Raw genomic sequence first — 13,647 nt, forward strand, 5'->3', positions numbered from 1 at the left:
TGGAGAAAATATTTGGGCCCAATTATTTAACCAGTTAGATTCGTATCCGAATCTAGCTGGTTTTTTTAATACATTTGGGAGGATGAATTTTCATGAAAAAGACATTAATCGGATTATTAACAATAACAATGGCAGCACTTTTACTAGTAGGCTGCTCAAACAAATCAGCAAGTTCAAGCAAAAATTTAAATGTTGGGATTTTGCAAATCGTGCCACATGGTTCACTTGACGCCGCACGTAAAGGTTTCAAAGAAGAACTTAACAAAGAAGTTAAGGACCACGATAAATCAATCAAAATTAACTACAATTATCAAAATGCACAAGGGGATCAATCAAATTTAAATTCAATGGCACAACAATTGACACAAAAGAAAAGTGATTTGATTTTAGGTATCGCGACACCATCAGCACAAGCTTTAGCTAAGAAAACTAAGTCAACTCCAATAGTTGTTACAGCGGTTACTAATTTGGAAAGTGCCGGCTTGATTAAAAATGACAAGAAACCTGGTACGAATGTTACTGGTACTAAGGATCTTGGCCCAGTCGACAAACAAATTAAGCTTTTAACTAGTTTGACAAAGAGCAACAAGCCTATCGGTGTAATGTACAACTCATCTGAAGAAAATTCGGTACTTCAAATCAAGATGGTTAATAAATACGCTAAAAATCACAATTTGAAATTAAATATCGTCAGCGTTACAAGTACTAACGATGTTGCCAGCGCTTTATCAGGTATGGCCGACAAGGTTTCTGGAATCTATCTACCAACTGATAATTTGATGGCCAGTTCAATGAAGACTATCGGTAAAAAAGCTCGTGAAGCTAAATTGCCCGTTGTTACAGGTTCAATCGAAATGGCTGAAGATGGCGGTACAGCAACTTACGGTATCAACTACAAAGATCTTGGTAAACAAACAGCTAAGATGGCTTACAAGATTTTGATCGACAAAAAGAAGCCTCAAGATATGCCAATTGAAACATCACACACATTGAGACTTTACGTTAACAAGGATAATGCCAAAGCAGTTGGAATTAATCCTGATCAAATTCAAAAGCCTTAGTTAGAAATTTTTGGAGGTAACAAATATGCTTATATCTAGTCTTGGACAAGGATTACTGTGGGCACCCTTAGCAATCGGTGTCTTTATCACATTTAGAATTTTGGATATTCCTGATTTAACGACTGAAGGAAGTTTTCCTTTTGGTGCAGCTATTGCAGTCAGCTTAATGTTAAAAGGTCAATCAGCTATTGTCGCTTCATTAGCCGGGTTCATTGCAGGCTGTTTGGCAGGATTGATCACTGGAATCTTGGATACGAAATTACGTATTCCATCACTTTTAGCCGGAATTTTAACAATGACTGGTTTGTACTCAATCAATATGCACATCATGGGCAAATCCAATGTGCCACTTTTAAACGAAAAAGTTTTAACTGAATATTTACCAGCTAGTTGGAATTTAGACATTCAAACAATTATTTTAGGCTTGATTGTCACAGGCATCGTCGTTACATTGCTTTATCTGATGTTCAAAACTAGATTAGGCTTGTCACTAATGGCAACTGGTAATAACAAAGATATGTCAGCTGCTAATGGTATCAATACTGATGGCATGATTATCTTCGGTTACATGATTTCCAACGGATTCATCGCTTTATCAGGTGCCTTGATTGCCCAAAGTAACGGTTACGCTGATATCGGCATGGGTATCGGAACAATCGTTATCGGCTTAGCATCAGTTCTAGTTGGAGAAATTTTCCTTCGTGGACACAATATTTTGACACGTTTGATTGCTATGGTCGTCGGGGCAGTCGTTTACCGATTACTTTTGACAATTGCGATGGGATTAGGCTTCCCACCAGATGATTTGAAGATTCTTTCAGCAATCATTTTAGTAATCGTAATCTGTGTACCAATTATTCAAAACCGCATCAGAACGAAACGTCAATTGAAGAAGTATTTAGAACAAGTGGAGGACAAAGATGATGAAAGTATTACAAGTGAAGCACCTGCAAAAAGTATTCTTTCCCGGGACTGATAATGAACGTCACGTATTAAAGAATATTAATTTACAAGTAGATGAAGGCGACTTTATTTCTGTTATCGGAAACAACGGTGCTGGTAAATCAACTTTGTTAAATACGATTGCTGGAACATTGCACGCAGATGCCGGAGAAATCGACTTGGCCTCACATAATGTTTCTAAGAAATCAGTTGCCTACCGTTCACGCTGGATGTCACGCGTATTCCAAGATCCTAAAATGGGTACAGCAGGTGACTTAACAGTGATGCAAAATTTGGTGTTAGCACAGAGCCATACCAATACGATTAATTTGAAATGGTATCAACGAAAAGGCGATGTCGAAGAATATCAAGAATTGTTAAAAACGTTGAATATGGGCTTAGAAAATTTCATGGATACGCAAGTAAAATATTTATCAGGTGGACAAAGACAAGCTTTATCACTTTTGATGGCAACATTAAGTAAACCCAAGTTGTTGTTACTAGACGAACATACAGCAGCGCTTGATCCAAAGACGAGCCAAGAAGTTATGAGAATAACTAACGAAATGGTTCAACGAGAACATTTAACAACCATGATGATTACACACAAAATGTCAGATGCCTTGAAGTATGGCAATCGCTTGGTGATGGTTCAAGATGGTCAAATCAAGCTAGATGTTCGTGGAGCTGAGAAAGATAACCTTGATACAGCTCAATTGTTGGAGGCATTTGAATAAAGTGGGTTTGAAATAAATCTATTTCACATATCTTGATTATTCTGGAGTCTTGTTTTGATTATTTTAAATATATGAAAAATCAATCATCATTCTTAAAATAAATTAGCTGGAGGTCGGTAGGGATTGATGTCAGCAGTGACAGTGGCGTTAGGGATTTATCCCTTACGGCACAGGACGTATTTTGAGATTCGCGAACTGTGCGAAGCTCAAAATCGAGGGCCGAGACCTTGGCTCGGGCCGGTCCCATAGCAGACTTCAATCCCTACCGACCTTCAGCGGCACCAAACCAACACAAATAAAAAGCCAATTGCTGAAGTAGAATTCAGTAATTGGCTTTATTTGTGTTAATCCATTTATCAGGGGGGAAGGATGGATTACGAATTGGTTATGTTTAATGAGAATCATTATCTATATCTATTTTTTATATGAAGAAGATTACTTTATAGGGGGGATAAGTTAAAGCTTTTTGATTTCCTTTAACTTACAAGTACATCATAACTAGCAAATGTGAAGAAATTATGATGCCAATGTTTTAAAAATGCGAAGATTGCTTAAAAATGTTGTTTTTGAGTGAGTTAGCTATTTTTAATCATTTTCTATAATCGAAACTATCGAAATTCTTTTATACAATTGAGACTACCGATATTTGTTTTCTTATGAAATCACTAAAGCGGCTATTATGTAAGATGTTTTAAATTAAAAATAATTTTTCTATTTACGGATTAGTATGTTTTACCTTTGATAAAATTTTAAAGCATTACAATTTTACATAGTTTTTTAAAACTAGGAGGGAAAATCACACTATGAGGTTTAATAAAATTAATGAAACCCCGGACTCAATTATGAGGAAGAAATGGATTATTGCATCAACACTTGCACTTGGGGGAGCTGCAGTGTTGGGAACTACAACAATTGTTACTGCGGAATCTATAACTCCAACTATCTTGAAATCATCTAATGTTCGTGATGTTATATCGAACGATAAAAATAATCTTGATTTTGAATTACCAGAAGGCTTAGGAACTGATGATGTTATAGCATATGGGAAAGATGGAACATCTAATTACGTTATTTCTAAAAAAGGTGTTCTGTACTTTCTAGGGGGAGAATTGTCAGTTAAAGATACTCAAGATATTGGTAAAAAATACGGTAATCAAATTAAAAAAATCCAAATTAACCCCCAAGTAAAAACTCCAGTAGATTCGTCGTCGTTATTTGCAAATTATTTTGGTAATGTTTCAGATTTCAATGCTTGGGGATTGGATTTAGGAAAAACAGAGAATGCATCTTTAATGTTTGCAAACATGACATCTTTAAAAAGAATTGAAAATTTAGGAATAACATTTTTTGAAGAAAATAAATTGATTAATATGCATGGGATGTTTAAAGATGATAAGAATCTTGAACAATTACGTTTAGAACATCTTTTTGAAACAAAAAACGTAACAGACATGTCAGAAATTTTTTCTGGAGTTTCTAAATTAAAGGAATTAGATATTTCTAATTTTGACATGAGGAAAGTTACTAATTCTATTAACATGTTTGAAAAAACTAATTTAGAAGAAATCACATTAGGAATTAATAATAAATTTACGGATTCGGATGTATTACCTAATGAAAATAATTTAACATGGAAAGCTGTGGACGCGGAAAGTGACCTAGAAGAACCAGATAAATTATTTTTTTCATCTAATTCCATTGCGGGGAAATCTTTAGTTAAGTATTATGACGGAAATCATCTAAGAGGAAGACATACTTTCAGAGCAAATTATCGTGTATTAATAATTCCTAGTAATTTAGGCAACCAAATTGTTGAAGATATTAAAGGTGATATTATGAAACATGTGGATATAGACGTTCCAAAGGTTACTGGTTATAAGTCTGACAAAAAAACAGTTAGTGCATATATAAATTACAATGGAATCGTGGTCACGGATGAAAAAGTTCAGTATACATTATCTAATATTATAAACCCAAACCCAAACCCAAACCCAAACCCAAACCCAAACCCAAACCCAAACCCAAACCCAAACCCAAACCCAAACCCAAACCCAAACCCAAACCCAAACCCAAACCCAAACCCAAACCCAAACCCAAACCCAAACCCAAACCCAAACCCAAACCCAAACCCAAACCCAAACCCAAACCCAAACCCAAACCCAAACCCAAACCCAAACCCAAACCCAAACCCAAACCCAAACCCAAACCCAAACCCAAACCCAAACCCAAACCCAAACCCAAACCCAAACCCAAACCCAAACCCAAACCCAAACCCAAACCCAAACCCAAACCCAAACCCAAACCCAAACCCAAACCCAAACCCAAACCCAAACCCAAACCCAAACCCAAACCCAAACCCAAACCCAAACCCAAACCCAAACCCAAACCCAAACCCAAACCCAAACCCAAACCCAAACCCAAACCCAAACCCAAACCCAAACCCAAACCCAAACCCAAACCCAAACCCAAACCCAAACCCAAACCCAAACCCAAACCCAAACCCAAACCCAAACCCAAACCCAAACCCAAGTCCAAGTAAACCAGTAGGGACTTCAAGACCATCAGGTTCCGGGAATGGATCTTCATCACATTCAAAAAATAAAGATAAAGTAATTAAAACTAATGTAAAAATCACTACAAATTTAGGTGATATTGAAGTTCCAGTATCAGGTAAGGCTAATGAAAAGAAGACTGTTGAAGTACCATATCGTGAAGGTTATACAGCAGATAAAAAAACAGTTACTATTTTGATTAATCATGATGGCACAGCAACAACTACAGAATCCGTTAAATATACAAAGAATAATATACAAGTTATTAGAAATAACTCACTTTTAACGACCTTCAGTGATAAAGGAAATGTTATCTTATATCACATTAATGGAGATAAATTAATTAGATCAGATAGATTATTAGCTCCAAATACGGATTGGTTTAGTGATCAACAAAAAACAATTGATGGCGTAACCTATCTACGTGTAGCAACTAATGAATGGATTAAGGCTACTAATGTTTATGCATATGAATCAAATAACCAATCAATTAAAACTAAGGGACTTACAGCATTGGTTGATACACATGGCAACAAAGTGAAAGATAGAGCGTTATATGGTGAAACAAGTTGGTTTACTGATAGATCTGTTATGATTAACGGAAAGAAATACTATCGGGTGGCAACAAATGAACTAGTTTCTGCAAATGACGTTTATTAACCATCAAAAAGAGCATTCCTAATTTAAGGGATGCTCTTTTTACGCGTATATAATTTTAAGTTAACTATTCAAGATAAATCTTCTTCAAAGACTCAATCTCTGAAGAACTAATCTTCAATTCGTTTTTGATATAATTGTTGATATTGCCGTAAGTTTTATCAATTGTCTTAATGGCTGTGGCTAAGTAATTATAATGAACGGTCATTAAATCTCTAACTGAATTTATAACATCAGGATCTTTGTAACCCTTAGAATCCAATAATCCCAACAGATCATCAACGAATTCTTTGTTGGCAACATTTGTTAATAGATAATCTTCTTTAATTGTTTCAAAAGGTACGCCTAAAGCTGTCAAGAAGAAGACGGCACCCATACCAGTTCTATCTTTACCAGCACTACAATGGAAAATCAAAACTTCGTTATCGTTCTTATTTAGTAATAATTGCGTAAAGAATTTTCGATAAGCAGCTTTTGAACTATCCTTTGTGATAATATCACGGTAAACATCAATCATATGTGCATAACCATCAGTTGGATCACCGTCAATTTCAGGAATGTAGCCGTCACTTTGGACCTCTGATGACTTAGTTTCATCTTCTTCAAAAACAGGTGCCCAAACGTAACGTACACCCTCAGGTCGTCTGTCTGGTTTCTTGTCGATTTCTTGTTTTGAACGGAAATCAACATCAATCTTCAAACCGTAATTTTTCAACGTTTGTAGATCATTGTCAGTTAAGTCAGCTAAACCTGCTGATCTCAAAACTTTATGATACTTAACTGTTTTCCCATCGGTTGTTTGATAGCCGCCAAGTTCACGGAAATTAACACCTCTTTCAAGGTTTAAAACACGTTCATTATCGTTAGCCATTCTCATTTACCTCGGTTGTTTTATTCTATTTACTATTATAACAAAAAGGAAGAGTCATCCTTATTATGAAGTTCATAATTGCACCCGGAAAATATAATAATCATGTTAGCTCGGAAAAAATCGGCCAAGCTATCTATAGTGGAATATTACGTGCCTTGCCAGATGCTGAAATTGCAACTATGCCGGTGACAGACAGCAAGGACGGTATGCCAGCGCTAGTTGAGCACACTATTGGTGGACAGTGGAATGAACTGCCTTTTTTTGATGCATTTTGGACGAGTAAAACAGGACGGTATCTTATTACTAATATCGATAGTCAAGATACCGCTATTATTGATTCGGAGCAAGTTGTCGGAGTCGATTTAGCTAAAAATAAATCCCGAGATCAATTGTTTCATGCGACAAGTTATGGTATCGGTGAATTAATTGTAGATGCTGTGACGAGTGGTATTCGCAATATTGTGCTTTGCTTGGGGAAGACTGCTGTGGCTGATGGGGGCTTAGGCGTCTTACAAGCCTTAGGAGCTAAAGTTTATGATGAGAGTGGGTCATTGATACCAGAAGGTGAAAACCCGCTAATAAGTGCTGATAGAATAGATTTGGAAGATGCTTATCAATTACTTGGCAAAAGAACCCGCATAACCGTATTATTAAACTATTCAAGTGCTTATAAATTATGTGATACAGTCGAGTATTTAAACGAAGCACAAGAAAGTTTTTTGGAAGATAATTTAGTTTATATTACCGAAAAAATGAATCAGAAGTATAATTTAGATATACACCCGATGCCACATTCAGATTCAATCAAGACTTTGGCAGGGGCGTTTGCAATGATTAATGCACGGATTTCGCGCTCGTCATTTGAATGGGTCGCTAAGGTAACAGGGATGAATGAAATAATTCGTTCCGCTGATATTCTAATTACAGCGACCGATAAAATTTCTGGCGATTCGATGCATGATGATATCTTGTATCACCTGAGTCGGATAGCTGGATCTGAGAAAATTCCAACGTTTGTTTTATGCAATAATTTTGTTGATAATTTTAATAATTATGAACAACTGTTTACAGGTATATTTTCAACACAAATGACAGAGTACGACGATGAAATCACTATTTTTGAAAACTATGAATCCACGGCAAACCAATTGGCGCGAACTCTTTTAGCCTTTAGATAGTTATTTTATTGAATAATAGATATGAATGCATTAATCTAAAATTAAAGGATTTTCAATAAGTGCATTGGAGGATTGAATTATGGAACAAGATTATAAGAGAATTTTGGTTCCGGTAGATGGATCAAATGAAGCAGAAATGGCTTTCAAAAAGGCCGTAACAGTTGCTAAGATGAACGGTGGTCACATCGACGTTTTGACTGTGCTAGATACAAAACAATTCATCGGTTTACATGGTGGAATGCTTAATGGGGACGTTATTTACCAACTATCCGAAGATGCCCAAAAGTATCTCAACGAATTAAAAGAAGATGCCGTTAAAGACGGATTTAAAGAAGACGACATCGACATTCACGTTCGTTTCGGTGAACCAAAGACAGTTATTTCACAAGAATTTATCGATGAATACAAGAACGACTTGATCATGATCGGTTCAACAGGTATGAACGCAGTTACACGTTTGTTAGTCGGTTCAGTTTCAGAGTATGTTACAAGAAATGCTAGAACGGATGTTATTATCGTTAGAACAGATATTGATAATAAGAAGTTAGTGGATAAGAAACACAAAAAATAGAGAGCGAAGATGGGGCGCTTAGCTCCCGAGCATTTTCGTAGTATTGTGAATTGCACGCTGGTTTTGCGGGCGATTTACAATACTATGAAAAGCGGAAGGAGTTGCCCCATCGTAGCTCGTTTCAGAGCCACTGCCTATCCAGACGCTCTAAAATAAAATTACCTATATAAAAATATTTTAAAATCACAACAAAATATATCAACATAAAACCCAAAAGCTGGCAACTGCCAGCTTTTTTGTTGGAAGGAAAAAAATTATGAGATGTGAATGGGGCAACAGTTCCGAAGAAATGAAATCGTACCATGACAAAGAGTGGGGAAAACCCAACCATGACGAACGCTACTTTTTCGAAATGTTAACACTCGAAGGAGCCCAAGCGGGCTTATCATGGGCAACAATTATCAAACGACGTCAAACATATCGTCAGGCGTACGATAACTTTGACATTGAAAAGGTAGCGGCTTTTGACCAAACCAAACGAGATGCCTTGTTACAAGATAAAGGCATCATCCGTAATCGTCTAAAAGTAGATTCATCCATCAACAATGCCAAATTAATTCAATCAATGCACGATAACGGTCAAACTTTTTTTGAATATATCTGGAAATTTGTTGATAATAAACCAATAATTAATCATTATAGTGATATGAGCGAAATGCCTGCACAAACAGAACTATCACAAAGAATCAGTAAAGATTTAAAGAAAAAAGGCTTCCGTTTTGTAGGCCCAACAATCATCTATTCATTCTTACAAGCAGTCGGGGTAATTAATGATCATCTAGATACCTGTGATTTCAAGTGAAAATTAGTATAATAGTACTGAACATTATAAGTATTACGTGAGGTGTTAGCTTTCTCGGTTCTTCCGAATGTTTTTTTATGGAATAATAAAAGCGACTTGCACTTTTGTTAATACTAATAAATTCGTCAGTGATGTTTAAAAACAATCTATTTATCTTAAATCCAAGAAAATAACTGAAATTTTTTGATTTAATTAGCCGGAGGTTGTAGGAAAATGAAATCAGTAGTGACAGTGGTGTTAGGGCTTTAGCCCTTACAGCACAGGACGTATTTTGAAATTCGCGTACTTTGCGAAGTTCAAAATCGAGGTTCGAAACCTTGGCTCGAACCGGTCCCACAGCAGATTTCATTTCTCCTACAACCGGAGGCGGCATATTTAAAAGCAACAGTAATATCGGAGGAGAATTATGAATTCTGAAACTATTAGTAAACTAGCTGAAAAGCTATACGAAGACCGTAATAAAATCGAAGACAAGTCTCAAAAATTTGATGCCCAAGAAGTTTATGACATTTTGGACTCACTAGAAGTCTTGAGAAAGCCTATCAAAACTTACCTTGATATGACAGAAGACGACTACTACCAAAATGAATCAGATCACCGTTTAACTTTGCAAAATCCTAAACAAAGCTTGAGTGAATTGCATGACCGTGTTCAAGTAAATCACGTTGATGGTTCATTGGATGCACATGAAATCAATTTTACTTATAACCACGAAGACCCATACGCAACTGGTGATTATAAAGTTAAGACTGACCTTAATTTAGTTAGCTTTGCTTTCACAGTTATTGGGGCAGTGTACGATAATACCATTGTCGCTGATGTAAGAAATTCACTTTCAAAAGATGCAGTTTTATCAATCGGATTGGCTGCACACGCAATTGAGGCTTGGCAATAATGAAATTAATATCAGTCAATGATTTATCATTGCAAAACAACGGCTACTTTGCATTCAAGCATGTAGCTTTTTCTTTATCTCAAAATGAAATTATCGGCATCAACGGTGACAATGGCACTGGCAAAACACAACTTTTGGAGGCAATTGCTAATAGTCAGACACCAGATAGTGGCACGATTGCTTATACACCAGGAGTCAGAATTGGCTATGTTCCGCAAGTAAATCCCCAATTAATTGATCAGACTGTGGCCAAATATTTGGAAGAAATTAGACGTTTGTCAAAAGATTTGGCTGTTCGAAAAGAGCAATTACAAGGGATGATTACTTTTCTGGGTGTCAGTCCTTATTTGAATCAACCAGTTAGACAGTTGTCGGTGGGGCTTCAGAGACGAATTGATTTCTTGGCGGCAGTGGCAGGACATCCGAATGTTTTGTTGTTAGACGAGCCCTTTGCTTTTCAAACTTCTAAGACGATTCAAAAGATATTGAGCTTGATTCAAGATTTAAAGACGAATGGTTCTGGGATTATTTTGAGTGGAGCCCATTTTGACGAAGAAATTAATCAATACTTAGATGCTGGTTATTTGCTAGAGAACAACACTTTGACCAAGATTGAATCGACTACGAATCACGAATTGAAATGTTTATTGGTTTTCAGCGTGCATCCTAATTCAGTGGCGGTCACGTCTGATATTGAACGTTACATCACTTCTAATCTCAATAATGTCGTGAAGTTGGAGTTACCTTTGGCGATGAAAGATGCGTTGGTAGAAAAAATGACACGTCTTAATTATCGACTAGAGGAGGTGAAACGTGTTGAAGATTAAAATTTTGTTGAAAAGCTATCTCCAATTATTCTTTCAAGACTTTTTGTATTTAACGGCACTTTTCACGTTGGTCGTCTTTGGCTTAACGGGTGATTATTTGTTAAATATTAATCCCATCAAAAAATACAGCTTATTGTTAATTGGAACTTTCTTTTTAGGGTTAGTCGTAACGATGAATATTTATCGTAAAGATAGTCGTCAAAATAAGTATCTCAAGCAAAAAGTTGCTAGTTATTGGGCTGATGTAATCAGTCAATTTTTAGTAGCGTTGATTGTCAATATTTTTTCTGGTGTGATGATTTTCATCTTTAGTTTGATTTTGAATCAAAACGTCAAAATGGATATGGTTGGAATCTTAACTTTGATTGGTGTTGGCTTGTTAGGTAGCGGAATTGCGACATTGTTTAAAATGCAGTGGGGCCGTTACACAACACTGGGTCAAATTGGCGTGTTGGTTTTCATATACTTAGCTTTATCTGGTAGCGTGGTCAATGTATTAAGTTATGTTGAATGGCTTTTGCCTCCTTTATCGAAAGCAGTTGTAGCTTTACAAAATAAACCATCAATAACGCAACTTTTGCCGATTACAGGACAAATTTTTCTATATGCGTTGGTTTTATTCGTTATTAGTAGTCTGGTTTATTATAAAAAGAAAAAAAGTTAACTAAAATTGTTGCAATGTGGTGTACTTTTCTGTTTTAATACTCTGATGAAATAAGGAGGCAATATCATTTATGAGTAATATTTATTTACGTCAGGCTACTGTTGACGATTTGCCAAGAATTGTTGAAATTATTGATAGTGCGAAGAAAACCTTACGGGACCGTGGCGTTGATCAATGGCAAAGTGGTTATCCTAATAAAGAAATCCTGAAACAAGATATTCAAGAAGATATAAGTTATGTTTTAATACTTAATGGTGAGGTCGTTGGAGCAGCTGCTTTACAACAGGGCTACGATCAAAATTACCAAAACATGACTTCTGGTACATGGGACAGCAATTCTGAAGTGACTTACTCCGTGATTCATCGGATTGCAATTGAAGCAGATCATCAAGGCGAACACCTCAGTGCAGCGTTGATTCAACAACTATTGACGATGTCACATTACCTTGGTTATCGTGACGTTAGAATCGATACACATCCAGATAATCTAGTGATGCAACACATCATTCAGAGTAACGGTTTTGAAGAAAAAGGAACTATCACAATGGATGAAGATCATGGAATCAGAAAGGCTTACCAAATTCTTTTGAAATAAGCTAAGATAGATTATTTTTCATATTTTTGATATATAATTGAACCATAATTAACCATCGTTAAGATGGTTTTTTTAATATATTTGTATCCATGGTTTGGATATTAGGAGAGAACGGTAAATTGAAAATCAAAAATATTGCAAGAAGTGTGCTTTCACCTAGACCTTCAGAATTTATTTCAACTCAAACAGATAATTTTTTGAGAAGATTAAAGCCGAGACTTTTTGTCGTTGATTATATCGAAGGTGTTTATAAAAATAATGTCTTACCACATGTCAATGATGATACAGTGACAATTTCTGTTCTAACCGATACTCATGCTAAGGCCGTTGTTAGTGCTTCCTACTATGGAATCAATGGCATGCGGCACATCATTGAGGCCAATAAAGTCAGCGATGACGTTGGGGTTGACCTGAATGTTCATTTAGGCGATCTGATGGATGGCAGTGATAAACCTGAGATTAGTCGTGGTATTTTACGATTTGCGGTTGAAAATTATCAAGCAAGCAAAGCTCCATTTTTCATCATTGAGGGAAATCACGATGAGAATGATAAATATGACGAACATCGATTCTTTAAAACTGCATCATTTCATCGAGATGATTATGATTCATTAGTTACAAAATATGATTATGAACAACCTGAGATTCTACGTTTGAATCCCGTTTCTAGAGTGGGTTGGTATGATAAAGGTGACATCCGAGTTATCTTTATCGATACTAGTGATATTCCTTATATTCTAAGTAATGGTTCGAAGAAGTACGATTTTAAGAAGGTTCGTGGTGTCCGAGAACAACAATTAGAAGATTTGACCACCGTTTTAGAGCGTACTGTTGATAAGCATGTAGTCGTAATGGGACATGCCAATATCGTTAGTCCAAGTGGGCGCAGTGCGTTAAACTTTAATGGTGATCTTGTGCAACAACTATTGGTCGCATTTAATAACAAAGCTTCGGGACAATTGAAAAATGAATTAACTGGAGATTTTGGTGTTAATATCCGCTATGATTTCTCGTCTACCGGCATTTCTAAGGTGACAACTTATCTTTGTGGACATATGCATTACGAAAAAAACTACAAAGTTTCTGAAATTAATCATATAATATTAAATTGTTCGGCCCTTATGGGGAAGAAGCACGGTTTAACGACTGATTACAATAAAAAATGGGACAGACGATATAATGAAATTTCCGAATTAGCCGGATATTTCATTAATATCGACCCGAATAAACTACGCTTACAGATTTTTGGTTACGGAGCCGCAACAAGGTATGTAAGTTTTGAAATATAAGGGAGA

Annotated in this window: 13 protein-coding genes; 12 read left to right on the forward strand and 1 reads right to left on the reverse strand. The window is 36.1% G+C overall.

The window, feature by feature from the left end:
* Positions 1 to 92 precede the first annotated feature (92 nt).
* The 4 genes from FD31_RS05675 to FD31_RS14330 all read left to right on the forward strand — a co-directional run bounded on the left by FD31_RS05675 (position 93) and on the right by FD31_RS14330 (position 5,952).
* Entirely contained in the window at positions 93 to 1,061 is a 969-nt protein-coding gene (locus FD31_RS05675) for an ABC transporter substrate-binding protein (RefSeq protein WP_057891802.1), read from the forward strand.
* Positions 1,062 to 1,086: 25 nt separating this feature from the next.
* The gene (locus FD31_RS05680; RefSeq protein WP_057891803.1) at positions 1,087 to 2,037 is read left to right on the forward strand and encodes an ABC transporter permease; all 951 of its coding nucleotides are present in this window, start codon (positions 1,087 to 1,089) and stop codon (positions 2,035 to 2,037) included.
* Entirely contained in the window at positions 1,982 to 2,740 is a 759-nt protein-coding gene (locus FD31_RS05685; RefSeq protein WP_057891804.1) for an ABC transporter ATP-binding protein, read from the forward strand. Before FD31_RS05680 ends, FD31_RS05685 begins: the two co-directional genes overlap by 56 nt.
* 803 nt (positions 2,741 to 3,543) lie before the next feature.
* A complete protein-coding gene (locus FD31_RS14330) occupies positions 3,544 to 5,952 on the forward strand; it encodes a BspA family leucine-rich repeat surface protein (protein ID WP_157049148.1) in 2,409 nt (802 codons plus the stop codon).
* Between the two features lie 64 nt (positions 5,953 to 6,016).
* Here the strand turns inward: FD31_RS14330 and FD31_RS05700 are convergent, their stop codons facing one another.
* The gene (locus tag FD31_RS05700) at positions 6,017 to 6,820 is read right to left on the reverse strand and encodes a tyrosine-protein phosphatase (RefSeq protein WP_057891806.1); all 804 of its coding nucleotides are present in this window, start codon (positions 6,818 to 6,820) and stop codon (positions 6,017 to 6,019) included.
* Positions 6,821 to 6,885: 65 nt separating this feature from the next.
* On the opposite strand from FD31_RS05700, the gene FD31_RS05705 reads away from it, so the two are divergent.
* The 8 genes from FD31_RS05705 (at position 6,886) to FD31_RS05745 (ending at position 13,641) form a co-directional block, all read left to right on the forward strand.
* Entirely contained in the window at positions 6,886 to 7,998 is a 1,113-nt protein-coding gene (locus FD31_RS05705; protein WP_057891807.1) for a glycerate kinase, read from the forward strand.
* A 79-nt stretch (positions 7,999 to 8,077) separates the two neighbouring features.
* Positions 8,078 to 8,569 carry a universal stress protein gene (locus FD31_RS05710; RefSeq protein WP_057891808.1) on the forward strand — a complete coding sequence of 164 codons (492 nt, stop codon included), beginning with the start codon at positions 8,078 to 8,080 and terminating at the stop codon, positions 8,567 to 8,569.
* Positions 8,570 to 8,825: 256 nt separating this feature from the next.
* Positions 8,826 to 9,371, forward strand: a complete 546-nt coding sequence (locus FD31_RS05715; protein ID WP_057891809.1) for a DNA-3-methyladenine glycosylase I — start codon at positions 8,826 to 8,828, stop codon at positions 9,369 to 9,371.
* Between the two features lie 406 nt (positions 9,372 to 9,777).
* Positions 9,778 to 10,266, forward strand: a complete 489-nt coding sequence (locus FD31_RS05725) for a hypothetical protein (RefSeq protein WP_057891811.1) — start codon at positions 9,778 to 9,780, stop codon at positions 10,264 to 10,266.
* Entirely contained in the window at positions 10,266 to 11,093 is an 828-nt protein-coding gene (locus FD31_RS05730; RefSeq protein WP_057891812.1) for an ATP-binding cassette domain-containing protein, read from the forward strand. Before FD31_RS05725 ends, FD31_RS05730 begins: the two co-directional genes overlap by 1 nt.
* The gene (locus tag FD31_RS05735; protein WP_057891813.1) at positions 11,083 to 11,757 is read left to right on the forward strand and encodes a hypothetical protein; all 675 of its coding nucleotides are present in this window, start codon (positions 11,083 to 11,085) and stop codon (positions 11,755 to 11,757) included. Before FD31_RS05730 ends, FD31_RS05735 begins: the two co-directional genes overlap by 11 nt.
* A gap of 70 nt (positions 11,758 to 11,827) precedes the next feature.
* Positions 11,828 to 12,352, forward strand: coding sequence for a GNAT family N-acetyltransferase (locus tag FD31_RS05740; protein WP_057891814.1), 525 nt, complete (start codon positions 11,828 to 11,830; stop codon positions 12,350 to 12,352).
* A gap of 119 nt (positions 12,353 to 12,471) precedes the next feature.
* Complete coding sequence (locus tag FD31_RS05745; RefSeq protein WP_057891815.1) at positions 12,472 to 13,641, forward strand: metallophosphoesterase family protein; 1,170 nt, start codon at positions 12,472 to 12,474, stop codon at positions 13,639 to 13,641.
* The last annotated feature ends 6 nt before the right edge of the window (positions 13,642 to 13,647 follow it).

Origin of the sequence: Companilactobacillus nantensis DSM 16982, from assembly GCF_001435815.1 — a bacterium.
Taxonomy (GTDB): domain Bacteria; phylum Bacillota; class Bacilli; order Lactobacillales; family Lactobacillaceae; genus Companilactobacillus; species Companilactobacillus nantensis.